This is a genomic window from Brevundimonas sp. (assembly GCF_029946145.1).
Classification (GTDB): domain Bacteria; phylum Pseudomonadota; class Alphaproteobacteria; order Caulobacterales; family Caulobacteraceae; genus Brevundimonas.
This window is the reverse complement of sequence record NZ_JAQSDY010000017.1, coordinates 100,342-121,041: the sequence shown is the minus strand read 5'-3', so window position 1 is coordinate 121,041 and position 20,700 is coordinate 100,342. Positions and strand designations below refer to the sequence as shown.

The window sequence follows — 20,700 nt, the reverse complement described above, 5'->3', positions numbered from 1 at the left end:
TCAGCCCTCTTCCCCATCATCAACCGAGGCGTCCGCGCCGCCAGGCGTCGCCCTCCGTCCGGTGCGAACCGTTACCAGCGGCATGACGTCCTCGTCCCCGTATGGAACGGCGACCTGGTGCGGGAATGGAATCTCGATGCCCGCGGCGTCTATCGCCTCCTTGCCGCCCTGCATCAGGTCGGCCTGAACCTGCCACCAGTCGTCGGACTTCACCCAGGCCTGCAGCGTGATCTGCACCGCGCTGTCGAGCAGACCCGTCACGCCTGTCCAGGGCGCGGGGTCGGGCAGCACCTTGTCGTGGCCTTCGGCGATGTCGGCCAGAACGGCGCGCGCGGCGTTCAGGTCCTCACCGTAGCCGACCATGAAATTGATCTCGATCCGCCGGGTTTGCTGACCCGACAGGTTCAGGATGACGTCGCCCAGCACCTTGGAGTTCGGAACCACGATCTTGTGGTTGTTGGCGTTCGACATCTGGGTCGTGAACAGGTCGAGGCGCTGGACCGAGCCGGCCACGCCGCCGATGTCGATCACGTCCCCGACCTTGTAGGGCCGCAGAACCAGAAGCAGCACGCCGGCCGCCACGTTCGACAGCGTGCCTTGCAGGGCCAGACCCACCGCCAGCGAGGCCGCGCCCAGCACAGCGATGATCGAGGTCGTCTGCACGCCCAGCCGCTGCAGCACGGCGATGAGGCCGATGACGTAGACCAGCACCCGCACCACCTGCACGGCGAAACTGAGCACCGTCGGGTCGTGGCGGAACCCGCGCAGGCGGGACAGCCCCCGGCGCGTAAGCCCGCACGCCCAGCGGGAGGCGAAAACCGTGACGATCAGGATGATGAGCGCGACGGTCAGATTGATCGCGAAGTCGCCGGCCATGTCGGTCAGCTTGGCGATCATGGCGGCGTCGACCGCGGCGGCTTTCTGGCCGGCGGCGACCGCCTCGTTCAGGGGAGCGACGAGGGAAGACATAAGCCGGGTCTAACGCCTCGGTCCCGATTTGGAACCCCGGAGGCTGCATTTCCGGCTTCGTGGTCCCGCTCCCCCGCCCTAGACTGGCTGCATGAGCGAGTCCGCGAAACTGTCGGCCCTCAAGGTCGGCGTCGACGTCCCCTGGGTCACCAGCTGGACCGGCGAGCCGGTGCTGGGCGTGCGGCCCTGTCCATCGGTGAACGGCGCGCTGGCGATCGTCCAGGCCGACAACGCCGGCCACGGCAAGCCGCTGTATTCGCAGAACCACGCGGTCCGGCAGCGTCTGACCGTGCGCGACATGCTGTGCCCGATGTGCGGCAAGCCGACGACGCCCGAGGATCGCTATACCCAGGTTGCGCATCCGTTCGCCGCCGGAGCCTTGCGCGCGGCCGGACGCGGAAGCGCCCTGCCCGCCGATATCGGGGACGACCGGATTCTGATCGACGCCGGCGCCATCGCCCCCCTTCACAAGGCCTGTTCGGCCCGCTCGCTGCGGTACTGTCCCCACCTGAAAGCTGATCCCCACATTGATGTACGGCCCTTCCCTCGATCGTGGGTCGTGCTGCCGCTGACCGTGCGGGCCGAAGCGCCGCCGCAGCTGTTTCTGGCGAAGGCCGAGCCCCGTCGCGAAGTCCCGGTGATCGGCTTCCTGCAGCTGTGCGGCTTGACCGACGACCGCGATCCCGAGTGGCGGCGCCGCCTCGACCGCATCTGACGCCGGGCAGCAACCGCGATCAAGCGGAGCCCGGACGCCTTCCGTAACCTGGCCGAGGTCTCAGCAGGAACCCGATGAACCCGGTCAAGAAAGCGCTCTGGTATGTCGAGAGCCATTTCCATCAGGACGTGACCCTCGACGATGTCGCCGAGGCCGCGGGCGTCTCGCGCCATCACCTGACGCGGGCGTTCGGGGCGGCCACCGGCCTGCCGGTGGTCCGCTACATCCGGGCGCGTCGTCTCACCGAGGCGGCGCGGTCGCTCGTCAGCCGCCCCGGGGACATTCTCGGCGTGGCCCTGGACGCCGGCTACGGTTCCCATGAGGCCTTCACACGCGCCTTTCGCGATCATTTCGGGGTCACGCCCGAGAGCGTTCGCGACCGACGCGCCACCAGTCACCTCAAACTTACGGAACCCCTCGCCATGGACACGACCCTGCTGACCAACCTCGCGGCCCCGCGCCTCGACGTCTTCCCCGCACGTCTCATCACCGGGCTGTCGCGGCGCTATCAATGCGACGACAAGGCCGCCATTCCGCTGCAGTGGCAGGAGTTCGGTCCTCACATCGACTCCACGCCGGGCCGCGTCGACAAATCCGTCTGGGGCGTCGTCCACAACACCGATGAAGACGGCGGCATGGACTATCTCACGGGCGTCGAGGTGCGCGGAGCCGGCGACGTGTCGTCAGGCTACGCCAGCGTCCGTGTGCCCGCCGGCCGCTATGCGGTCTTTTCCCGGCCCGACCATATTTCCAGCATTACCCGCACCTGGGCGACGATCTGGTCGGACTGGCTCCCAAGCTCCGGCCATGCCGCCGGCGACGGCCCCGTGCTGGAACACTATGGCCCGTCGTTCGACCCGGGCACGGGCCTGGGCGGGTTCGAGCTCTGGGTTCCGCTGGCCGACTGAGCCGGGGTCGCGATCCGTCCGCCGCCGCCCTCGATGGCGTCGAGCAGGTCCATGACGTCGGCCATGGTGTTCGCTTCCCGCGCCGGCTTGTCCCAGCGGATGCGGCTGACGCGGGGAAAGCGCATCGCCACCCCCGACTTGTGACGCGTCGACCGGTTCAGCCCCTCGAAGGCGACCTCCAGCACCAGGCCGAAATCCCGCTCGGCCCGGACAGACCGCACTGGACCGAACCGTTCGACCGTGTGGTCGCGGACGAACTTGTCCAGCTGTTTCAGCTCCTCGTCGGTGAAGCCGAAATAGGCCTTGCCGACGGGGGTCAGCGGCCCCTCTTCCGTCCAGACCCCGAAGGTGTAGTCGGAATAGAAGCTGGACCGCTTTCCATGGCCGCGCTGGGCGTACATCAGGACGGCGTCGATGACGTGCGGGTCGCGCTTCCACTTGAACCACGGCCCCTTGGGCCGCCCGGCCACATAGGGACTGTCCCACCGCTTCAGCATCAGCCCCTCGGCCGCCGCCCCCACCGGCGGATCGGCGCGCAGAAGGGCCAGGTCGTCCCAGTTCGAATATGACACCACCGGCGACAGGTGCAGCCGCTCCCCGCCCCACCCGGCCATGGCCTCCAGCCGCGTGCGCCGCTCCCGCAGCGTCAGGGCCCGAAGGTCCTCCCCCTGTTCCGCCAGGATGTCATAGGCGACGATCGCCGCCGGAAAGGCCGCCATGGTCTTCGCATCGACCGCCTTGCGGTTCAGCCGCTGCTGCAGATCGCCGAACGGCGCCACTTCTCCGTCGCGCCAGACCACCAGTTCCCCGTCCAGCGCCCCTTCAAAGGCCAACCCGTCCATGACGTCCGGAAAGGCGCCCGAAATCTCGTCGCCCGTGCGGGAATAGAGTTTCCGGACCCCGCCCTCGCGCACGGCCTGGACGCGGATGCCGTCCCATTTCCATTCCGCGGCGTAGTCCGAGGGCGCCAGGCGCGCGAAATCGACGGCCTCGTCGATGGCGACCGCCAGCATGACGGGCCGGAATCGCCCCGGGGCGTCGCCGTTGGGGCGGTCGGACCGGCCTTCCAGCCAGGCGAACAGATCGGCGTAGGGCGGCTCAAGTGCGTGCCAGATTTCCTCGATCTCCGAGACGTCGACCGGCTCCAGCCGAGTCCTGGCCTCATGGCCTTCAGGATCGGGCGGCTCGCTGACCGCCTCGGGACGCATCATCGCCGCCGCCGTCCTGGCCAGACGCGCCGACAGGCCGACACGCAGTCCGCCGGTCATCAGCTTCAGCAGCGCCCACCGCCCCTTGGGCTCGAGCGCGTCCAGCCACTCCTCCAGCAGGGCCTTCACCTCGCCTCGCGCGGCGGTGCGCAGGGCCTCGACCACCTCGGCGAGTTCGGGTTCGCGGTTGGGCCGGTGGTCCGGATCCGGCGGCCAGATCAGCGCCACGGTCTCGGCCAGGTCGCCGACGTAGTCGTACGACCAGCCGAACAGCACCGAATCCACACGCGCCTCGACCGCCTTGCGGATCATCGCCGGCTTGGCGGCGTCGAAGGTCAGGTCGCCGGTCAGGGCCGCCAGCGCCCAGCCCCGGTCCGGATCGGGTGTGACCCGCAGATAGTCCCGCAGCAGCACCAGCTTCGCATTGCGCGACGCCGTCAGCGACAGTCGGTCCAGCAATTCGGCGAAGGCGCGCATCGGACCTCATGTAAGTGCCCAGGGCCCAAACGAAAAACGCCCCGAAGGTTTCCCTCCGGGGCGTCGTTCCTGCCGGCGCGGGCCGGTTAGTTGAACAGGCTCGCGATCACGGCGGCGATCAGGCCGTTGTTCGAGTTGGACAGGATCACGTCATTGCCGCTGCGGACGTACTGATAGCCGCGGGGCGGCGCGCGCAGGCCGTAGCGGCCGTAGTCATTCACCACATACTGGCTGGAGCGGTAGGAAGACGGCATGCTTTGTCCATAGGCCCACGGGCGGGTCTGATAGCCGCGCGGCGCCTGATATCGGCCGGCGCTGTAGCGGCGTTCCGCCCGCTGCCAGCGGGCATAGGCGCGCTGTTGCTGACGGGCGTCCCGGCGGTCCTCGCGGGCCTCCTGACGCCATTCGCGGCGATCGTTGCGGTCGTCACGGCGGTCTTCACGGCGGTCTTCGCGACGGTCGTTGCGATCATCCCGGCGATCATCGTGACCGTTCTGGCGATGTTCGTGCTGGCCGCGCGACTGGGCTTCGGCGGCGGAGGCCACGCCCAGCGAGCTCATGGCGAGCGTCGCGGCGATGGCGGCGGTGAGAAGCTTCTTCATGAGACGTCTCCAGACGAGGCCGAAAGATTTCGACTTGGCCTCACTCTGGTCCCCCGCCCTTGAGCCGGGTGTGAACACCGCGGGTCATCCCCCGTTCAGACGGGGGTCGCCTTTCGGACGCCATTCGCCGATCCCGGTCAGGCCGCGGCGGCCTGGGAATTCTCGATACAGCTGCGAACGCCCGCCCGGCCCAGGCCGACCCGGTTCATCAGATGGGCCAGCGCGGCGAAATCGATCGGCTTGTTCAGATAGGCGTCGGCCCCGGCGTCCAGGCCCGCGGCGTGATCCTCGCTGCGCGCCGAGGCGGACAGCACCACGATCGGCGTCTCCCGGTTGGCGCCCTGACCGGCCCGGATCGCGCGGGTGGCGGTCAGGCCGTCCATCACCGGCATGTTCACGTCCATGATGATCAGGTCGAAGGTCTGGTCCTGGGCCATGTCGATGGCGATCTGGCCGTTCTCGGCGCTGACCGAGGCGTGCCCGGCCGAGCCCAGCCAGGCTTCCAGGATCATGCGGTTGACCGGGTGATCCTCGACCACCAACACGTTCAGCGCCTGACCGTCGCTCACCTCGGCATCGATAGGCTCCGCCGCCTCCTGGCGCGCCCATTCGACCACGTCGGTCTCGACCGAGAAGGTGAAGGTCGAGCCCTCGCCCACGGTCGAGGTCACATTGATGTCGCCGTTCATGATGTTGGCCATGCGGCGGGCGATCGTCAGGCCCAGACCGGTGCCGCCGAAGCGGCGCGTCGAGGAGCCGTCGACCTGGGTGAACGGCTGGAACAGCCGCGCCAGATCCTCGGGCGAAATGCCGGCGCCGGAGTCGGTCACGGCGAAATCGAACCGGACCCTGTCCCCGGCCAGGCGCTCGCCACGAACGACGTAGGTGACTTCGCCCCGGTCCGTGAACTTCACGGCGTTGGACAGCAGATTGTGGATGACCTGGCAGACCCTCAGGGGGTCGCCGCGGACCACGGAGGGGACATCACCCTCGAATCGGGTCGAGAAAGTCAGGCCCTTGGCTTCGGCCTGGGCCTGGAACGGCCCCGTGACGCGCTTGTGCAGGTCTTCGATGGACACATCCACGACCTCGAAGGTCATCTTGCCGGCTTCGATCTTGGTCATGTCCAGGATGTCGTTCAGCAGGCTCAGCAGATTGTCGCCCGAGTTGCGGATGATCGACAGATATTCCCGCTGCGTCGGCTCCAGACGGGTGGCGCCAAGCAGCTGGGCGGCGCCGAGGACGCCATTCATCGGCGTGCGCAGTTCGTGCGAGATGACGCCCAGGAAGCTGGACTTGGCGTCATTGGCGGCGTTGGCCCGGTCGCGGGCGGTTTCCAGCTCCTCGATCAGATGCGACTGATGCTCCTGGAAGGCGCGGATGCGCTCTTCCCGCAGCATGGTCATCATGACCAGCACCACCAGGCCCGCGCCGGTGAACGGCACCACGGCCAGGAATTGCCAGAACGTCGGCGTGCCCCACAGGCTGGCCGCGATGATCACGGCGGCGACGCCATAGGGTGAGGAAATCACAATGGCCTGACGGGGCGAGCTGCGCAGCTGGGCGAACACCAGCACATAGCCCGACACCAGCAGGGCCAGGGCCAGGGCATGGCCGAACTCGGCCCCGGAGAACCAGGCCAGCAAGGGCGCCGTGGCCCAGGCCGCCGTGGTCGCGGTCGCCACGGCGGGGAACACCAGTCCCCAGCCCGCGCCGACCCGGTCGCTGATGCGTTTCTCGACCGCGCCCCGGACGGCGCCGGCGGCCACCGTGCCCACGAACCAGAGGGCGGCGATGGCCAGGCCGACCGTGGCCAGCAGGCCCAGGGCCCACGTGCCGATGATCATGTAGCGAAGGTATTGGGTCTGCAGAATCGCGCGAAGCGCCTGCGCGGCCTCGCCGGCGCCCGGTTCGCCGTTGTTCGACTTGCCGATGCCGTCGGATTCCACCATGCGCGCGCCCAGCCCCGTTAAGTCCCGGGGCCGAACGCTATGGCCAAGTCTCTAAGACGAGATGAACGATGACATTTCTGCAAGGTCGATGTTCGACGAACGTCAGCCGTCCGCTTCCGCCGGCGTCAGCGCCCGGATCGACAGGGCATGCACCGGCCCCGCCAGTTCGGCTCGCAGCAGATCATTGACCGCCCGCTGCCGCTGCACCCGCCCCTGCCCCTCGAAGGCCGCCGCGACCACGGTCAGATTGAAATGGCTCTCGCCGCCGGGCCGGCCGTCCAGACCACCTTCGTGATGGTGGCCGGCGTGCCGGGCGCTGTCGTCCTCGATCACAAGCCGGTCCGGAGACAGGCCCGCCGTCAGTTTTTCCCGGATAATCTTCGCAATCGGGCCTTCCGGCATGGGTTGTGTCCTTGTTGGTGACCAATTCGACCCTACACTTGCACCGATGTCATCCGAGTTTGAATACAAGCCCCGCTTCAAGGATATGCGGATCAAGCCGCCGCGCCCCGAAGAGGAGGCGGCGGAGGCCGATGTCCTGCATCTGAAGCCCGGCGAAAAGGCCTGCAACTGGCCGGACTGCCGGGCGCCCGCCACGGCCCGCGCTCCCAAGTCGCGCGAGCGGCTCAACGACTTCTATGATTTCTGCCAGCGCCACGCCGGCGAATACAACAAGGGCTGGAATTTCTACGCCGGCATGAGCGACGGCGAGGTCCGCGCGGCCAAGGAAAACGAGGCCATGACCGGCGGCCGTCCGACCTGGGAGATGAAGGCGGGCAAATTCAGCCGCGAGGCGGCCGCCTTCGCCTCGAAGATGGGCACGGCCAACACCAGGGGCGCCGGCACCTGGCAGGACAGTTTCGGCCTGTTCGGCCGCCGCACCCGGGAGCAGGCCGGCCCGGCGGGCGAGGACACGTTCCGTCTCGGCAAGCTGGAGCGCGCGGCCCTGACGGTCCTCGACCTCGACGCCCGCACCGACAAGGCCGGGGTCAAGGCGCGCTATCACGAGATGCTGAAACGCTTTCACCCCGACCTGAACCAGGGCGACCGCGGCGCCGAGGCCAAGCTGCAAAGCGTCATCAAGGCCTACAAGACGCTGAAAAAGGCCGGACTGGCGGGCTAACGCGCCGGGCGCCCGCCAGGCGCGGCATATCGTTGTGGCGCTGGCGGCGAGCCGGCCGATCGTTGTCTCAGGCGGGATAGATCACCGCGCTCTAGCAACTAATATTGCTTGGCGCTGTTATAGTATTTCATGGCGTACAGGAGCGCGTGAAATAATGTCGATAAATAATGATCTGAATATATATCCTGTGCCGGGCAACGCAGGACATTGGTCTTCGACCTGCTATGCTGATCTACAGACATTCGATATCTCTGGCGTGGTGAACGGCGTTGTTCATCTCGCCGTCGCACTGGGGCGCGAAGCCGCTTTCCGGTCGCCGCCGTCCTGAGATCGGGCCGTCGGGCCGACGCCTAGTCCAGCGTCGTCCGGTAACGCAACATCGCCAGCCCGCCGACCACCAGTACGAACAGGGCGAGGGCGAACAGGCTGGGCCCGGCGTTCTCGAGCCCCACGCCCTTCAGTAACGATCCCCGCACCACCCGCAGGAAATGGGTGACGGGGATAAGCAGGCCGATCGCCTGGGCCCACTCCGGCATGCCCCTGAACGGGAACATGAAGCCCGACAGCAGGATCGATGGCAGCATGTAGAAGACGCTCATCTGCATCGCCTGCAGCTGCGTCTTCGACACCGTCGAGATCAGGAAGCCCAGCGACAGGGAGCCGATGATGAACAGCATCAGCCCCGCCCCCAGCGCGATCCAACCTCCGCTCATCGGCACCTGGAACAGCAGCCGCGCCAGCACCAGAATCACCACCGCCTGGATCAGCCCGACCAGCACATAGGGCGTCAGCTTGCCCACCATGACCTCCAGCGGCCGCACCGGCGTCGCCAGCAGGCTCTCCATCGTGCCCCGCTCGCGCTCGCGCGCCATGCCCAGCGAGGTCATCATCACCAGCGTCATCGACAGGATCACGCCCAGCAGGCCCGGCACGATATTGTAGGCGGTGATGGCCTCCGGATTGTAGCGCCGGTGCACCACGACCTCGAACGGCGGCCTGCCCTGCGCGCGGATGGCCAGCGGTCCGGTCAGCTCCCGCGTCAGCGCCTGTGACGGCAGACTGGCCAGCGCAGCCACCGCGCCCGAGGTCGCCGACGGGTCGGTGGCGTCCGCCTCGACCAGGATCTGCGCGGCGTCCCCCCGCACCACCCGCCTGGTGAAATCGGCCGGGATGATCACCGCGAACTGCACCTCGCCCCGCGCCAGCGCCCGGTCCAGCTCGGACTGGCTGCGGGCCTGCACGGTGATGTCGAAATAGCCGCTGTTGTTCATCGCGGTCAGGATCGAGCGCGAGAAGCCGCCGTTGTCCTGCACCAGCACCGCCGTCGGCAGGCTGCGCGGGTCGTCGTTGATGGCGTAGCCGAACAGCAGCAGCTGGATGATCGGCAGCAGCAGGATCATCGCATAGGTCAGCCGGTCGCGCGTCAGCTGGGTGAACTCCTTGGCCATGACGGCCCAGGTGCGCGTCAGGGACAGCATCTCAGGCCGCCTTTTTCTCGGTCTCGATGTCGTGGATCAGCTGGATGAAGACATCCTCCAGCGTCGGGCGCGTCTCGGACCATTCGAGCGGCGCCCTGCGGTACGGTGTGATCGCCGCCTCCAGCGCCGCCCGGTCGCGGCCGGAGACGTGCAGGGTCGTGCCGAACGGCGCCGCCATCTCCACCCCCGGCTTGCCGCGCAGCTCCGCCGCCAGCCGATCTGCGCCCGGCCCTTCGGCGTGGAAGGTGACCAGGCCCGACGCCTCGATCACCTCGTCGGCCGTGCCGCGCGCCAGCGTCCGGCCGCCGGCGATATAGGCGATCTCGTGACAGCGCTCGGCCTCGTCCATGTAGTGGGTGGAAACCAGCACCGTCATGCCGGCCGCCGCCAGGGCATGGATCTCATCCCAGAAGGTGCGCCGCGCCTCCGGGTCGACCCCCGCCGTCGGCTCGTCCAGCAGCAGCAGGTCGGGTTCGTGCAGGGTCGCCGCCGCCAGCGCCAGCCGCTGCTTCCAGCCGCCGGACAAATGCCCCGCCAGCTGCGCCCGCCGGGCCGTCAGCCCCAGCCCGTCCAGCGCCGCCTGCACCCGCTCGCGCCGCCGGTCCAGCTCGTGCACCCGGGCCATGAAGGTCAGGTTCTGCTCGATCGACAGGTCTTCGTAGAGCGAGAATTTCTGCGTCATATAGCCGACGCGCTGCTTGATCAGCCGCGACTGGCGCATGACGTCATAGCCCAGCACCGTCCCCTCGCCGCTGTCGGGCGTCAGCAGGCCGCACAGCATGCGCAGGGTCGTGGTCTTGCCCGCGCCGTTGGGGCCGAGGAAGCCGCAGATGCGGCCCCGGTTCACGGTGATGCCGAAATCCTTGACCGCATGCAGCGCTCCGAACGACTTGTTCAGCCCGCGCACGTCGATGACCTTTTCAGAGCCCTCCCCCTCGAGGGCGGAGGGTTGGGAGGGGGTGGAGGCAGGCGGGTGGTCGGGGACCTCCGGTGGACTCCGGCCGTCATTGGACGACGTCTCCCGCGCCTCACCCGGTGACGACGTGCCTCCACCCCATCCCCCGACCCCTTCCCCCTCGAGGGGAAGGGGAGTCGATCTCCGCCGATCCGTCACCGGTCGTCTCCCAGCGGCGCCACGTCCACCGGCAGGCCGGGGTTCAGCATCGCGGCGTTCGCCGGCAGGGCCTCGACGCGATAGACCAGCCGGTCGCGGCTGCCCTTGCTGTACAGCACCGGCGGCGTGAACTCGGGCCGGGCGCTGACCCAGGTGATCCGGGCGCTGCCCTGCGCCGCGCAGCCGTCGCAGCTGAAGCTGACCGTGCGGCCGGGGCGATAGCGCGCCATCTCGGCCTCGGGCACGAAGAAGACCAGCTTGACCTCGCCGTCCGGCAGCAGGGCCAGGATCGGCGCATTGGCCGCCGCCCATTCGCCGGGGCGATAGAATATCTCCTCGACCCGCGCCGCGCCCGGGGCGACGGGGGCCAGCTGGCCCAGCCGCGCATTGGCCTCGCTCAGCCCGCCCCCGGCCTGGACTACCTGCTGTTCGGCCTGGCGAAGCGCATCCTCGCGCGCGCCGAGGGTCGCCACCTCGCGCCGCCGTCGCACCGCCGCCGTCCGGGCCCGCGCCGCGTCGCGCGCCGCCCGCACCTGATCCAGCCGGGCCGGGGCGTAGATGCCGCGCCGCACCAGCGGCTCGATACGCGAATAGTCGGCTTCGGCCGCTCGCTCGGCCGCCAGCGCCGCCTGCATCTCGGCGTCGAACACCGACAGCTCCTCGGCGCGCTGCCCCTTTCTCAGGTCCTCGGCCCGCGCTTCCGCGGCGCCGACGGCGGCCGCCGCGCCCTCGGCCTGGGCCCGCTGGATGCCTGGGTCGATCAGGAAGGTGCGGCCGCCCGCCGCCACGCGCTGGCCCTCGCGCACATACAGCGCCGCCACCGAACCCGAGATCGGCGCGGCCAGATAGACCCGCTCGCCCTCGATATAGCCGGTCAGGGTCCGCGCCTCGCCGTCACGCAGGAACAGCAGCCAGACCACCACCCCGATCGCGGCGATCGCGCCGAGCGCCAGCACGGGCTTCAGGCTCAGCTTCGGACGTGTCATGGCCTCATCCCCTTCAGGACCGTGTCCAGATGCTGGTCGGCCAGCTTCGCCACGTCGATCGGTTCGGCCCCGACCGGTTCGAATGTCTCGCGCCAGACCATCGACAGGAGCATCGGCCCCATGATTCCGAAGGCGAACAGGCGCGGGTCGCCGGGCCTCACCTCGCCCCGCTTCTGCGCCTCGACGATCAGGCCGGTCACCAGCTGCAGGCCGGGATCCACCACCGTCTCATGCCAGATGGTCGCCAGTTCGGGATGGTTGCGGCTCTCGGCGATGACCAGCTTGATCACGCCGGTGATGCGGCGGTCCGTGACCACGGCGCGGGCCAGCATGCCGACGCCCATGCGCAGCGCCTGTTCGAACGGGACGGCGGCCGTGGCCATGCCCTTCACCCGCTGCAGATTGGGCGAGATGGCGTCGGTGACCACCGCCCGGAACAGGTCGGCCTTGGTCTCGAAATACAGATACAGCGCGCCCTTGGACACGCCGGCGCGTTTCGCCACCTCCTCCAGCCGCGCCGCCTGGAAACCGCGCTCGGCGAACACCTCCAGGGCGGCCGCGAGGATTTCCGCCGGACGGGCGGCCGGCCGGCGACGGAATTTGGGCTCGCCCGGCGGAAGCACCACGACACTCCTGATAACTGACCGGTCAGTTATTAGCTTCGGGAACCGGCCTTGTAAAGCGTCGTTCCCGGACACGGTTTCGCACCGGACGCTGGACCCCGCCGTCCCGGTTTTCTAAGGGATGGACCATGACCTCCCCGCTCGACGCCACGCCCGATCCCCTGCTGACGCTGGAACCCCATCGCCGCGCCACGGTGCGCGAGATCTTCGGCGTCGATTCTGACATGGTCGTGCCGGTCTTCACCGAGCGCGACAGCCATGTGCCCGAGATCGACGAGGCCTATCGCTTCGACCCCCAGACCACCCTCGCCATCTGCGCCGGCTTCGCCTTCGACCGCCGCGTCATGGTCCAAGGCTATCACGGCACCGGCAAGTCGACCCACATCGAACAGGTCGCCGCCCGCCTGAACTGGCCCACGGTCCGCGTGAACCTCGACAGCCACGTCAGCCGCATCGATCTGGTCGGCAAGGACGCCATCGTCCTCAAGGACGGCAAGCAGATCACCGAATTCCGCGAGGGCATGCTGCCCTGGGCCATCCAGCGCCCGATCGCCCTGGTGTTCGACGAATACGACGCCGGCCGCCCCGATGTGATGTTCGTCATCCAGCGGGTGCTGGAGGCCCAGGGCCGCCTGACCCTGCTGGACCAGAACCGCGTCATCCGCCCCAACAAGTGGTTCCGCCTGTTCTCGACCACCAACACCATCGGCCTGGGCGACACCTCGGGCCTGTACCACGGCACCCAGCAGATCAATCAGGGTCAGATGGACCGCTGGAACATCGTCACCACGCTCAACTACCTCGACCACGACGTCGAGGCCGGGATCGTCGTCGCCAAGGTGCCCGAGTGGAACAACGCCGAGGGCCAGCGCCGCATCGCCGCCATGGTCCGCGTCGCCGACATGACGCGCAACGCCTTCATGAACGGCGACATCTCCACGGTGATGAGCCCCCGGACGGTCATCACCTGGGCCCAGAACGCGATCATCTTCGCGGGCGATGTGGGTCTGGCCTTCCGCCTGACCTTCCTCAACAAGTGCGACGAGCTGGAGCGGCCGACGATCGCGGAATTCTACCAGCGGGCGTTCGGGGAGGACCTGCCCGAGGCGGCGACGCGGGTGAAGGTGGGGTGACTACTTCGGGTGGAATGGAATGTCCGAAACGAAGACTTTTGTTGCCGCCTCTTCAACGCCAGCCTCAGACAGAAGATCGACAAAGGCGTGATATAGAGCGACCGGATGCTCTGTTGGACCAATGATCAATCGGTCCACCTCACCGTAGTTGATTCCGTGATTTCAACGCAGGGTCGCCGTCCAGTCGCCGGCGAGCGAGATGCGCCCCTTCTCCCCTTGCGGGAGAAGGGGCCGAGCGAAGCGAGGTCGGATGAGGGGTCGCGCCGGCGGGGCCGGTGAGCGCGCCACCGACCGTCAATGACCCCGCCGTCAGAGAAACCCCTCATCCGTCAGCCCTTCGGGCTGCCACCTTCTCCCGCAAGGGGAGAAGGGCTCATCTTCGGGGTGGCCATGACCTCGGTATGGCATCGGCTCGCCCCCAGCGTCCCTTCTCCCCTTGCGGGAGAAGGTGGCCGAGCGGAGCGAGGTCGGATGAGGGGTCGCACCGGCGGGGCCGGTCAGCGGTCCACCGGCCGTCAATGACCCCGCCATCAGAGAAACCCCTCATCCGTCAGCCTTCGGCTGCCACCTTCTCCCGCAAGGGGAGAAGGACCCCGGATCACCTTCGCCTCCGCTGCGGCCAGGATCGCCGCCACAACCTGCTCGCCACGGTTCTCGATCTGCTGGTTGGGAAACCGCAGCAGCCGAAACCCCTGCGCTCGCAGCCACGCGTCCCGGGTCGCATCCTCCGCGCGCTCCTCATGCTGAGGGCCGTCGGCCTCGACGATCAGCCGATGTCTCAGGCAGATGAAATCGACGATGTACCGACCGATCCTGAACTGGCGGCGGAATTTCAGCCCGCCCAGTCGGCGGTCGCGCAGCAGTTTCCAGAGGCGGCGTTCGTAGAGAACGGGCTCATGCCGCATTTCCTTCGCACGTTGCTGGAGCCACTCGTCCATAGATTGCATGATCTTCGATCGGACGGCGCCTGTCCATAGGCCGGCGCGACCCCTCATCCGACCTCGCTCCGCTCGGCCACCTTCTCCCGCAAGGGGAGAAGGGCCGCTCATCCCGCCCAGTTCCGCCACGCCCCCGCCGCCATCCCGCGCGCCACATCCCGCACCCCCTCCGGCCACCCCTCCGTCGCCGCGTCGAACGCCGTCCAGTCGCCGGCGAACAGCATCCGCGTCGCCTCCTCATACCCCGGCAGATCCCCCGCCATCGCGGTCATGAAGCGGTACGCCGCCTCCTTCGCCTTGCGCACCCGGTTCGGCCCCTCGGCCTCGCGCAGCGCGCCCTCGACCAGTTTGCGTAGCGCAACCGACGCCCCGCCCGGCTGGCCCGCCAGCCAGTCCCAGTGGCGCGGCAGCAGGGTCACCTCGCGCGCCGTGACGCCCAGTTTCGGCCGGCCCGGGCCGCGCTTCTCCGCCTCGGGCGCCGGGGTCAGCCGCGCCTTCGCCGCGTCCAGCGTCCCGCGCAGGTCCAGGTCCACGACCCGTCCCGTCGCCAGATCGATGACCAGCGGCGCCGCCTCGCCGTCCGCCGCCGTCCGCACAGCCTCCAGCACCCCCCCCAGCGGCCCGCGGGCGATCAGCCGATGGGACGAGAAGACGGCGACGGGCAGATCGATGGACGCGGACATGACGGGACTCCGGGCCGGACGGAGTGCGTCCGCTTCTGACGTAGGGGCGCCCTATCCTCATTCGGACGACGCGCGATGGATCGGGCGGGAGCTTCGAGCGGATGAGACTCATGAGACGCATGAGACGGTGTTTTTCGCACCCAGGCTCTCTCTGAAGCGCTTTCTACCCGGACCCAATACCGTCCGTCAATATCCCCCGGGTATAATTATACTGCTCGCCGTCGGGGCATGATCGTCCCGCCCTGGAAAACATCACCCCGGACGCCTTGCCGCAGGAACCGCCCGCCCCGACATACGCTTCCGGGTGCAGGCCTCCCCGCCCTGCCCGCAGACAAGGATTTCCCCCATGACCGACCAACGCATCGACGGCGCCGCCACCGAGCTCGAGGGCAAGGCCCAGTCCGCTCTCGGCCGCCTGACCGGCGACAGCAAGCTGCAACTCGACGGCAAGCTGAACGAGGTGAAGGGCAAGGCGCTCGACGCCTATGGCCGCGTCATCGACGGCCTCGACGGCCTCGTCGAGAAGGCCCCGGTCCAGTATCAGGACAAGGCGCGTCAGGGCCTCGACTTCGCCCGCCGCAAGCCGCTGCTGACCACCGGCATCGTCGCCGGCCTGGCTATCCTGCTGGGCGGCATCGGCCGCCGCCGCTAGGCCAACCGGGCTTCAGACGGACAAAAGGCCCGGGCGTCGCTGCCCGGGCCTTTCGCGTGTCCGAACCGCGAGGCTCAGTCCGCCGCCTGGGCCTCGACCGCCTTGGTCTGGGCGGCGTTGGGTCCGCTGACGTCGAAGGCGATCTTGCCGTCCTTCAGCGTCACCTTCACATGGCCGCCGCGCGTCAGGCGTCCGAACAGGATGTCGTCGGCCAGCGGCTTCTTGATGTGCTCCTGGATGACCCGGGCCAGGGGCCGCGCGCCGTACAGTTCGTCGAAGCCGTTCTTGGCCAGCCAGTCGGCCGCCTCGTCGGTCAGTTCGATGGTGATGTTCCGGTCCGCCAGCTGGGCCTCCAGCTGGATGATGAATTTGGTCACCACCGACTTGATGGTCCCGGCGTCCAGCGCCTTGAAGGCGACGATGGCGTCGAGGCGGTTGCGGAACTCCGGCGCGAACAGGCGCTGGATGGCCTTGTCGTCCTCGCCCTCGACCTTGCCCCGGCCGAAGCCGATGGAGGCGCGGGCGTTGTCGGCGGCCCCGGCGTTGGTGGTCATGATCAGGATGACGTTCCTGAAGTCGACCTTCTTGCCGACCGCATCGGTCAGCATGCCGTTGTCCATCACCTGCAGCAGGATGTTGTAGACGTCCGGGTGGGCCTTCTCGATCTCGTCCAGCAGGACCACGGCATGCGGGTGCTGGTCGACGGCGTCGGTCAGCAGCCCGCCCTGGTCGTGGCCGACATAGCCCGGAGGCGCGCCGATCAGCCGGCTGACGGTGTGCCGCTCCATGTACTCGGACATGTCGAAGCGCAGCATCTCGATGCCGAGGGTCGCGGCCAGCTGCTTGGCCACCTCCGTCTTGCCCACGCCCGTCGGACCGCTGAACAGGAAGGCGCCGATCGGCTTCTGCGGATCGCGCAGGCCGGCCCGGGCCAGCTTCATCGCCGCCGAGACCTGTTCGATCGCCGACGACTGGCCGAACACGACCCGGTTCAGGTCGGTCTCGAGCTGGCGCAGGCCCTCGGTGTCGGACTTGGAGACCGACTTGGCCGGGATGCGGGCCATGCGGGCGATGACGACCTCGACCTCCTTCTGGCCGATGACCTTCTTCCGCTTCGCCTCGGGCAGCAGCATCTGGCTGGCGCCCGCCTCGTCGATGACGTCGATCGCCTTGTCCGGCAGTTTGCGGTCGGTCATGTAGCGGGCCGACAGCTCGACCGCCGTACGCAGGGCCGCGTCGGTGTAGCGGACCTTGTGGTGACCTTCGTAGGAGGTCTTCAGCCCCTTGAGGATCTTGACCGTGTCCTCGACCGTCGGCTCGTTGACGTCGATCTTCTGGAAGCGGCGGGCCAGGGCCCGGTCCTTCTCGAAATGCTGGCGGTATTCCTTGTAGGTGGTCGAGCCCATGCAGCGCAGGCTGCCCGAGGCCAGCGCAGGCTTCAGCAGGTTGGACGCGTCCATGGCCCCGCCCGAGGTCGCGCCGGCGCCGATCACCGTATGGATCTCGTCGATGAACAGGATGGCGTTGTCGTGCGTCTCCAGCTCCTTGACGACCTGTTTCAGCCGCTCCTCGAAGTCGCCGCGATAGCGGGTGCCGGCCAGCAGGGCGCCCATGTCGAGGCTGTAGATGGTGGCGCCTTCCAGCACCTCCGGAACCTCGTGGTTGACGATCTTGCGGGCCAGGCCCTCGGCGATGGCGGTCTTGCCGACGCCGGGGTCGCCGACCAGCAGCGGGTTGTTCTTGGTCCGCCGGCACAGGATCTGGATGGCGCGCTCGACCTCTGCGTGACGGCCGATCAGGGGGTCGATCTTGCCCTTGCGCGACTTCTCGTTGAGGTCGACGCAATAGGCCTCGAGCGCCTCTCCGCCGGTCTTGGCGGCGGCCGCGTCGTCGGCGTCCTCCGGCGATGCGCCGGTCTTGGCCGGACGCGTCTCGCCCGAGCCGCCGGCCTTCTTGGCGATGCCGTGGGCGATGTAGTTGACCGCATCATAGCGGGTCATGTCCTGCTCCTGCAGGAAGTAGGCGGCGTGGCTTTCGCGCTCGCTGAAGATGGCGACCAGCACATTGGCGCCGGTGACCTCCTCGCGGCCCGAGCTCTGGACGTGGATCACGGCGCGCTGGATCACGCGCTGGAAGCCGGCGGTGGGCTTGGCGTCCTCGCCGTCGCTGGTGGCCAGCGCCGCCAGGTCGGTGTCGACGTACAGGGTCAGCGCGGCCTTGAGGTTCACCAGGTCGACGTTGCAGGCGGTCATGACGTTGGCCGCGTCGGGATCGTCGATCAGCGCCAGCAGCAGGTGCTCGAGCGTGGCGTACTCATGCCGGCGCTCGTTGGCGTAGTGCACCGCGCGGTGCAGGGTCTCTTCGAGAGGACGAGAAAACGAGGGCATGGACAGATCCTCTCAGTCTTTTTCCATCGTGCATTGCAGGGGATGCTGGTGGCGGCGGGCGGTCTCGATCACCTGTGCGACCTTTGTTTCGGCCACCTCGTAGGTGAAGACGCCGCAGACCCCGACTCCATGCTGATGCACATGCAGCATGATGCGAGTCGCGGCCTCGCGGTCCTTTTGAAAGAACCGCTCCAGCACATAGACGACGAATTCCATCGGCGTGTAGTCGTCGTTCAGGATCAGCACCCGGTACAGCGAGGGCTTCTGAAGCTTCGGCTTGGTCTCGGTGACGGTGGCGGCGCCGAGGCCTCCATCGTTCTGTTCACCTGGCCTGCGTGTCGGCGGCATTCGTGGTCCAGTTTGGGGAGTAGATGGATCAGATAGGGAATGATGGCCTGAATTGAAGGCGCGTCCAGTCACAGCTTTATGTTTTGGGCGCACCGCGCACAGCAAAAAGCCCCGGCGTTTCCGCCGGGGCCCTTCGCTTACGCTTACTGAACTCTCAGGCTCAGCGGGCGGCCTGGAACTTTTCGACCGAGGCGGTGACGCGCTCGTTGATCGGCTGGAAGCTGTTCTTGACCGAGGCGGTCAGGACGTCCGTCGCCTTGGTGACTTCGGCCAGATAGGCTTCGGTCGCCGACTTGGCCCAGGTCGTCTGCAGCTCGAGCAGTTCCTGGATCGAACGGGCCTGCGACATCGACTGGGCCGCGGCGACGCCGTCTTCCCAGGACTTCTTCGTGAAGGCGACCGACTGGGCCGACAGGGCTTCGACGCCCTTCTGGGCGGCGGCGGCCGAGGCGACCATGGCTTCCAGGTTCTGCTTGCCCTGGGCGCTCAGCTCGCTGATGCCCGCGGCCGACTTGTCGGCGACGTCGCGGAACGCCTTGGCGCCGGCGGCCTGGGCCTGTTCTGCGTTGGCCTGGAAGGTGGCCTGGGCCTTCTCGGCCGAAGCCTTGACGGTGTTGGCGGCGGTTTCGACGGTCTTCTTGACGGTCTCGACGGTGGCTTCAGCCATGGTGATCTCCTGAACGTTTTCGCGGTCGGGGGACCGCCCGGAATGTCTGGCGCGACGAACGAGTCCATCGCGGCAGGGAGTCATATGGTGCAAGTGCGAAGGATGGTCAAGACTTTTTGTGCAGTGCACAATAAGTTCACGTTGGCCGCCTGACAGGCGAAGCCGCTTCACAAAACCGTTGACGGCTTGTTTACCCTCACGAAACCCCGATGACGCATGTTAGCCTTTCGTCAGCGTCGCGTGGTGGGGCCGCCGTCGCGCTAAATGTCTTGTGAGGCCTGCCTTTGTCGATCTCCGCCCTGATCCGCCGCGGATGGCTTTCGTTGATGCTGGTGGCCGCCCTGGCCCTGACGCCGACGACCGCCCCGCTGGTCGCCCAGTCCTCGGACAACGCCCGCTACGCCGCCATCGTCGTTGACGCCGAGTCCGGCGAGGTGCTGTTCTCGAGGTATGCCGACGAGCGGCGATACCCCGCGTCGATCACCAAGGTGATGACGCTGTATCTGGCGTTCGAGGCGCTGGCGGAAGGAAAGGCCAGGCTCGACGACGTGCTGACCGTCTCCGCCCGCGCCGCCCGCGAACCGCCCTCGAAGCTGGGGCTCGGGGCCGGACAGACCATCACCCTGGACGACGCCATGCGCGCCACGGCCGTGCGCAGCGCCAACGACATGGCCATGGCCATCGCGGAACACATCGGCGGCTCGCAGGACCGCTTCGCGGCGATGTCCAACCGCAAGGCCCGCGAGTTGGGCATGACGCAGACCAATTACGTCAATCCGAACGGCCTGCCCGACAGCCGCCAGACGACCTCGGCGCGCGATCTGGCGATCCTGGCCCGCGCCGTCATGCGGGACTATCCGCAGTACTACCGCTATTTCGGCCAGCACGACTGGGTCTACCAGGGACGCGAATACCGCAACACCAACGGCCTGTTGCGCAGCGGGGCCGGTTATGACGGCATGAAGACCGGCTACACCAACGCCTCGGGCTACAATCTGGCGGCCTCGTCGGTGCGGGACGGCAAGCGGCTGATCACCATCGTGCTGGGCGGCCGGTCCACCGCCAGCCGCAACGCCCACGTCGCCGCCCTGATGGACACCGGCTTCGACGTCGAACGCGCCCGCGCGCGCGGCCAGACCATCCAGATCGCCCAGACCTATTTCGAGTCCCGCGGCTTCGGCCTCGGCCCCGAGCCGTCGGGCGGGGTTGAATACGCCTCGGTCGCCACCCGGGACGGCGCGGCCGATATCGGCGACGAAGGGGTCGCCTACACCGCCGTGGTCGCCGCCCAGCCGCAGCCGACGCGGATCACCCCGGCGCCGTCCGAAGTCCGCCCGCCCGCGCCGGTCCAGCGCGCCGAGATGCGGACGACAGGAGATCTGGTCCGGACGACAGGGGATCTGACAGCCTCGCTGAATGGCGGCTCGGCGCCCCGTTCGACGGCCGCCCCGACGCCCGCCCGTCCCGTCGCGCGCCCGCCGGCCCGCGCGCCCGCAGGCCGCTGGTCGGTGCAGGTCGGCGCCTTCCGCGACGAAGCCGTCGCCAGCAACTGGCTGACCGAGGTCAACCGCCGCTTCCGCACCCAGTTCGCCGCCGCCGAACGCACGGTCCAGAACGCCGAGGGCTGGTACCGCTCGCGCTTCACCGGCATGACCGAACAGGCCGCCCAGGGCGCCTGCGCCGCCCTGGCCGAGCGCCGCGTCACCTGCATGGTCATCCGCCCGCAGGAATAGCAGG

Annotated in this window: 20 protein-coding genes; 6 read left to right on the top strand and 14 right to left on the bottom strand. The window is 68.2% G+C overall.

The annotated features are described in order from the left end of the window. Positions 1 to 969 (bottom strand): mechanosensitive ion channel family protein, encoded by a 969-nt coding sequence (locus PSV23_RS07730; RefSeq protein WP_300467553.1) that lies wholly within the window; start codon positions 967 to 969, stop codon positions 1 to 3. A 91-nt stretch (positions 970 to 1,060) separates the two neighbouring features. On the opposite strand from PSV23_RS07730, the gene PSV23_RS07725 reads away from it, so the two are divergent. Together PSV23_RS07725 and PSV23_RS07720 are read left to right on the top strand one after the other, a co-directional pair. Beyond that, complete coding sequence (locus PSV23_RS07725) at positions 1,061 to 1,684, top strand: hypothetical protein (RefSeq protein WP_300467551.1); 624 nt, start codon at positions 1,061 to 1,063, stop codon at positions 1,682 to 1,684. A gap of 74 nt (positions 1,685 to 1,758) precedes the next feature. Beyond that, positions 1,759 to 2,592 (top strand): AraC family transcriptional regulator, encoded by an 834-nt coding sequence (locus PSV23_RS07720; RefSeq protein ID WP_300467550.1) that lies wholly within the window; start codon positions 1,759 to 1,761, stop codon positions 2,590 to 2,592. On the opposite strand, the gene PSV23_RS07715 is transcribed toward PSV23_RS07720, so the two are convergent. The 4 genes from PSV23_RS07715 to PSV23_RS07700 all read right to left on the bottom strand — a co-directional run bounded on the left by PSV23_RS07715 (position 2,523) and on the right by PSV23_RS07700 (position 7,233). Further along, on the bottom strand, positions 2,523 to 4,277 hold the full coding sequence (locus PSV23_RS07715) for a cisplatin damage response ATP-dependent DNA ligase (RefSeq protein WP_300467548.1): 1,755 nt from the start codon (positions 4,275 to 4,277) through the stop codon (positions 2,523 to 2,525). The genes PSV23_RS07720 and PSV23_RS07715 overlap by 70 nt on opposite strands. Before the next feature lie 86 nt (positions 4,278 to 4,363). Next, positions 4,364 to 4,879 (bottom strand): RcnB family protein, encoded by a 516-nt coding sequence (locus PSV23_RS07710; protein WP_300467546.1) that lies wholly within the window; start codon positions 4,877 to 4,879, stop codon positions 4,364 to 4,366. Positions 4,880 to 5,016: 137 nt separating this feature from the next. Beyond that, a complete protein-coding gene (locus tag PSV23_RS07705) occupies positions 5,017 to 6,831 on the bottom strand; it encodes an ATP-binding protein (protein WP_300467544.1) in 1,815 nt (604 codons plus the stop codon). Between the two features lie 102 nt (positions 6,832 to 6,933). Then, the gene (locus PSV23_RS07700) at positions 6,934 to 7,233 is read right to left on the bottom strand and encodes a BolA family protein (protein ID WP_300467542.1); all 300 of its coding nucleotides are present in this window, start codon (positions 7,231 to 7,233) and stop codon (positions 6,934 to 6,936) included. Between the two features lie 46 nt (positions 7,234 to 7,279). Here PSV23_RS07700 and PSV23_RS07695 point away from each other — a divergent pair, with 46 nt between their 5' ends. Continuing rightward, a complete protein-coding gene (locus PSV23_RS07695) occupies positions 7,280 to 7,954 on the top strand; it encodes a J domain-containing protein (RefSeq protein WP_300467540.1) in 675 nt (224 codons plus the stop codon). A 350-nt stretch (positions 7,955 to 8,304) separates the two neighbouring features. Here the strand turns inward: PSV23_RS07695 and PSV23_RS07690 are convergent, their stop codons facing one another. The 4 genes from PSV23_RS07690 to PSV23_RS07675 form a co-directional block, all read right to left on the bottom strand. Beyond that, positions 8,305 to 9,432, bottom strand: coding sequence for an ABC transporter permease (locus PSV23_RS07690; protein WP_300467538.1), 1,128 nt, complete (start codon positions 9,430 to 9,432; stop codon positions 8,305 to 8,307). A gap of 1 nt (position 9,433) precedes the next feature. Next, positions 9,434 to 10,339 carry an ABC transporter ATP-binding protein gene (locus PSV23_RS07685; protein WP_370461021.1) on the bottom strand — a complete coding sequence of 302 codons (906 nt, stop codon included), beginning with the start codon at positions 10,337 to 10,339 and terminating at the stop codon, positions 9,434 to 9,436. 203 nt (positions 10,340 to 10,542) lie between these two features. Next, positions 10,543 to 11,532: an HlyD family secretion protein gene (locus PSV23_RS07680; protein ID WP_300467536.1), complete on the bottom strand. Its 990-nt coding sequence runs from the start codon at positions 11,530 to 11,532 to the stop codon at positions 10,543 to 10,545. Continuing rightward, positions 11,529 to 12,158 carry a TetR/AcrR family transcriptional regulator gene (locus PSV23_RS07675; protein WP_300467534.1) on the bottom strand — a complete coding sequence of 210 codons (630 nt, stop codon included), beginning with the start codon at positions 12,156 to 12,158 and terminating at the stop codon, positions 11,529 to 11,531. The genes PSV23_RS07680 and PSV23_RS07675 overlap by 4 nt, the downstream gene beginning before the upstream one ends. A gap of 125 nt (positions 12,159 to 12,283) precedes the next feature. Between PSV23_RS07675 and cobS the strand changes: the two genes are divergently transcribed. Further along, positions 12,284 to 13,288, top strand: a complete 1,005-nt coding sequence (gene cobS, locus PSV23_RS07670) for a cobaltochelatase subunit CobS (protein WP_300467532.1) — start codon at positions 12,284 to 12,286, stop codon at positions 13,286 to 13,288. Positions 13,289 to 13,818: 530 nt separating this feature from the next. Here cobS and PSV23_RS07665 read toward each other — a convergent pair. Both PSV23_RS07665 and PSV23_RS07660 read right to left on the bottom strand, forming a co-directional pair. Continuing rightward, the gene (locus tag PSV23_RS07665) at positions 13,819 to 14,226 is read right to left on the bottom strand and encodes an endonuclease domain-containing protein (protein WP_300467530.1); all 408 of its coding nucleotides are present in this window, start codon (positions 14,224 to 14,226) and stop codon (positions 13,819 to 13,821) included. Between the two features lie 107 nt (positions 14,227 to 14,333). Then, the gene (locus PSV23_RS07660) at positions 14,334 to 14,909 is read right to left on the bottom strand and encodes a DUF2239 family protein (RefSeq protein WP_300467528.1); all 576 of its coding nucleotides are present in this window, start codon (positions 14,907 to 14,909) and stop codon (positions 14,334 to 14,336) included. A 346-nt stretch (positions 14,910 to 15,255) separates the two neighbouring features. On the opposite strand from PSV23_RS07660, the gene PSV23_RS07655 reads away from it, so the two are divergent. Beyond that, positions 15,256 to 15,561, top strand: a complete 306-nt coding sequence (locus tag PSV23_RS07655; RefSeq protein WP_300467526.1) for a CsbD family protein — start codon at positions 15,256 to 15,258, stop codon at positions 15,559 to 15,561. Positions 15,562 to 15,635: 74 nt separating this feature from the next. Here the strand turns inward: PSV23_RS07655 and clpA are convergent, their stop codons facing one another. The 3 genes from clpA to PSV23_RS07640 all read right to left on the bottom strand — a co-directional run bounded on the left by clpA (position 15,636) and on the right by PSV23_RS07640 (position 18,963). After that, on the bottom strand, positions 15,636 to 17,948 hold the full coding sequence (gene clpA / locus PSV23_RS07650; RefSeq protein ID WP_300467524.1) for an ATP-dependent Clp protease ATP-binding subunit ClpA: 2,313 nt from the start codon (positions 17,946 to 17,948) through the stop codon (positions 15,636 to 15,638). A gap of 12 nt (positions 17,949 to 17,960) precedes the next feature. Continuing rightward, positions 17,961 to 18,296 (bottom strand): ATP-dependent Clp protease adapter ClpS, encoded by a 336-nt coding sequence (gene clpS / locus PSV23_RS07645; protein WP_300467522.1) that lies wholly within the window; start codon positions 18,294 to 18,296, stop codon positions 17,961 to 17,963. Positions 18,297 to 18,456: 160 nt separating this feature from the next. Next, positions 18,457 to 18,963, bottom strand: coding sequence for a phasin family protein (locus PSV23_RS07640; protein ID WP_300467520.1), 507 nt, complete (start codon positions 18,961 to 18,963; stop codon positions 18,457 to 18,459). Between the two features lie 284 nt (positions 18,964 to 19,247). Here PSV23_RS07640 and PSV23_RS07635 point away from each other — a divergent pair, with 284 nt between their 5' ends. Further along, on the top strand, positions 19,248 to 20,696 hold the full coding sequence (locus PSV23_RS07635) for a D-alanyl-D-alanine carboxypeptidase (protein ID WP_300467518.1): 1,449 nt from the start codon (positions 19,248 to 19,250) through the stop codon (positions 20,694 to 20,696). The last annotated feature ends 4 nt before the right edge of the window (positions 20,697 to 20,700 follow it).

What these genes read in the sequence shown, in the direction of transcription:
- PSV23_RS07720 (WP_300467550.1), top strand. Translation starts at nt 1,759, where the DNA reads ATGAACCCGGTCAAGAAAGCGCTCTGGTATGTCGAGAGCCATTTCCAT.
- PSV23_RS07700 (WP_300467542.1), bottom strand. Translation starts at nt 7,233, where the DNA reads ATGCCGGAAGGCCCGATTGCGAAGATTATCCGGGAAAAACTGACGGCG.
- clpA (WP_300467524.1), bottom strand. Translation starts at nt 17,948, where the DNA reads ATGCCCTCGTTTTCTCGTCCTCTCGAAGAGACCCTGCACCGCGCGGTG.
- PSV23_RS07710 (WP_300467546.1), bottom strand. Translation starts at nt 4,879, where the DNA reads ATGAAGAAGCTTCTCACCGCCGCCATCGCCGCGACGCTCGCCATGAGC.
- PSV23_RS07695 (WP_300467540.1), top strand. Translation starts at nt 7,280, where the DNA reads ATGTCATCCGAGTTTGAATACAAGCCCCGCTTCAAGGATATGCGGATC.
- PSV23_RS07730 (WP_300467553.1), bottom strand. Translation starts at nt 969, where the DNA reads ATGTCTTCCCTCGTCGCTCCCCTGAACGAGGCGGTCGCCGCCGGCCAG.
- PSV23_RS07715 (WP_300467548.1), bottom strand. Translation starts at nt 4,277, where the DNA reads ATGCGCGCCTTCGCCGAATTGCTGGACCGACTGTCGCTGACGGCGTCG.
- PSV23_RS07660 (WP_300467528.1), bottom strand. Translation starts at nt 14,909, where the DNA reads ATGTCCGCGTCCATCGATCTGCCCGTCGCCGTCTTCTCGTCCCATCGG.
- cobS (WP_300467532.1), top strand. Translation starts at nt 12,284, where the DNA reads ATGACCTCCCCGCTCGACGCCACGCCCGATCCCCTGCTGACGCTGGAA.
- PSV23_RS07655 (WP_300467526.1), top strand. Translation starts at nt 15,256, where the DNA reads ATGACCGACCAACGCATCGACGGCGCCGCCACCGAGCTCGAGGGCAAG.
- PSV23_RS07725 (WP_300467551.1), top strand. Translation starts at nt 1,061, where the DNA reads ATGAGCGAGTCCGCGAAACTGTCGGCCCTCAAGGTCGGCGTCGACGTC.
- clpS (WP_300467522.1), bottom strand. Translation starts at nt 18,296, where the DNA reads ATGCCGCCGACACGCAGGCCAGGTGAACAGAACGATGGAGGCCTCGGC.
- PSV23_RS07690 (WP_300467538.1), bottom strand. Translation starts at nt 9,432, where the DNA reads ATGCTGTCCCTGACGCGCACCTGGGCCGTCATGGCCAAGGAGTTCACC.
- PSV23_RS07680 (WP_300467536.1), bottom strand. Translation starts at nt 11,532, where the DNA reads ATGACACGTCCGAAGCTGAGCCTGAAGCCCGTGCTGGCGCTCGGCGCG.
- PSV23_RS07665 (WP_300467530.1), bottom strand. Translation starts at nt 14,226, where the DNA reads ATGGACGAGTGGCTCCAGCAACGTGCGAAGGAAATGCGGCATGAGCCC.
- PSV23_RS07705 (WP_300467544.1), bottom strand. Translation starts at nt 6,831, where the DNA reads ATGGTGGAATCCGACGGCATCGGCAAGTCGAACAACGGCGAACCGGGC.
- PSV23_RS07640 (WP_300467520.1), bottom strand. Translation starts at nt 18,963, where the DNA reads ATGGCTGAAGCCACCGTCGAGACCGTCAAGAAGACCGTCGAAACCGCC.